General features: G+C 68.5%; 1 pseudogene. It reads right to left on the bottom strand.

From position 1 onward, the window contains the following. Positions 1–1,800 (bottom strand): annotated as a pseudogene (locus VT52_RS28315) (type I polyketide synthase); the annotation flags it as partial. Positions 1,801–1,841 lie beyond the last annotated feature (41 nt).

Raw genomic sequence — 1,841 nt, 5'->3', positions numbered from 1 at the left:
GTCGGGGTGCCGGTGGACGTGGTCCAGGAGGCGTGCGGCCTGGGCACTCAGGGCCGTCTCGGTCTTCGCCGAGACCGGCCAGGCGAAGACGGAAGGCGCGGCGGCTTCGGTCTCAGAGTCCGCGTTGCCTTCTTCGCTCCCGTCGTTTTCCTGGTTTTCCTGGTCGACCGGGCTGGGCTGGGGTGGTGCTTCGAGGATGAGGTGGGCGTTGGTGCCGGAGATGCCGAAGGAGGAGACGCCGGCTCGGCGCGGCCGGTCGGTCTCGGGCCATTCGGTGGTCTCGGTGAGCAGGCTGACGGCCCCTGATTCCCAGTCGACGTGCGACGACGGTGCGTCGACGTGCAGGGTCTGCGGCAGGACGCCGTGTTGCAGTGCCATGACCATCTTGATGACGCCCGCGATACCGGCTGCTGCCTGGGTGTGGCCGATGTTGGATTTCACCGATCCGAGCCACAGCGGGCGTTCGGCGGGACGGTCCTGTCCGTAGGTGGCCAGCAGGGCCTGGGCCTCGATGGGGTCGCCGAGGGTGGTGCCCGTGCCGTGGGCTTCGACCGCGTCGACGTCGGCGGGTGTGAGGCGGGCGTTGGCAAGAGCCGCCCGGATGACCCGCTGCTGGGACGGTCCGTTGGGGGCGGTGAGGCCGTTGCTGGCGCCGTCCTGGTTCACGGCCGAGCCGCGCAGCACGGCCAGGACCTGGTGGCCGTTGGCCTCGGCGTCCGACAGTTTCTCCAGCAGGACGAGCCCGACACCCTCGCCCCAGCCGGTGCCGTCGGCGCCTTCGGCGAACGCCTTGCACCGGCCGTCCTGAGCGAGACCCCGCTGGCGGGAGAACTCCACGAAGACCGTCGGGGAGGCCATGACGGTGACACCGCCGGCCAGCGCCATGGAGCACTCGCTGTTGCGCAGGGCCTGTGCGGCCAGGTGCATCGCCACCAACGACGACGAACACGCCGTGTCGATCGTGACCGCTGGGCCTTCGAACCCGAAGGTGTACGCGACGCGCCCGGACACGATGCTGCCCAAGCTGCCTGTCGCTACGTAGCCTTCGGCGCCTTCCGGAGTTTCCTTGATGTAGTCCTGCGTCGCGACACCGGCGAACACACCGGTGTCAGAGCCTCGCAACGCGGCCGGACTGATACCGGCACGTTCGAGGGTTTCCCAGGCGGTCTCCAGGAGCAGGCGCTGCTGCGGGTCGATGGTGAGGGCTTCGCGTGGCGAGATGTCGAAGAAAGCCGCGTCGAACTGATCCGCGTCGTGGAGGAACCCGCCCTCCGTGGCATACGTCCTTCCGTAGCGATCCGGGTCCGGGTCGTAGAGCCTTTCGAGGTCCCATCCGCGGCCGTTCGGGAAGGCGGATATGGCGTCCTGGCCGGCGGCAAGCTGTTGCCAGAATTCTTCGGGGGTGTGTGCGCCGCCGGGGAACCGGCAGGCCATGGACACGATGGCGATCGGCTCAGTGGTGTCGGACTTACCGGAAGCGCGCTGGGGGGCACGTGATGTAGTGCCCGCTTCGGTGAGGTCGGCTCGGATGCGTCCGGCGAGGGCCTTCACCGTGGGGTGGTCGAAGATCAGGGTGGAAGGCAGCCGTATCCCAGTGGCGCCGGTGAGGCGGTTGCGGAGTTCGACGGCGGTGAGGGAGTCGAACCCGAGGTCCTGGAAAGGACGTTCCGGGTCGATGGTCGCTCCGTCCGCATGCCCGAGCACGGTGGCGGCGTGGCCGCGTACAAGATCCAGCAGAACCTTCTGCTGCTGTTCCTCCGCGAGGCCGACCAACTGCCGGCTGAGAGAGGTCCCCATCGAGCCTCGTGATGTGCGCTGCCTGGTCGGTGTGTTGATGAGGT

Origin of the sequence: Streptomyces malaysiense, assembly GCF_000980885.2 — a bacterium.
Taxonomy (GTDB): Bacteria; Actinomycetota; Actinomycetes; order Streptomycetales; family Streptomycetaceae; genus Streptomyces; species Streptomyces malaysiense.
This window is presented reverse-complemented; position numbering and strand designations above follow the sequence as displayed.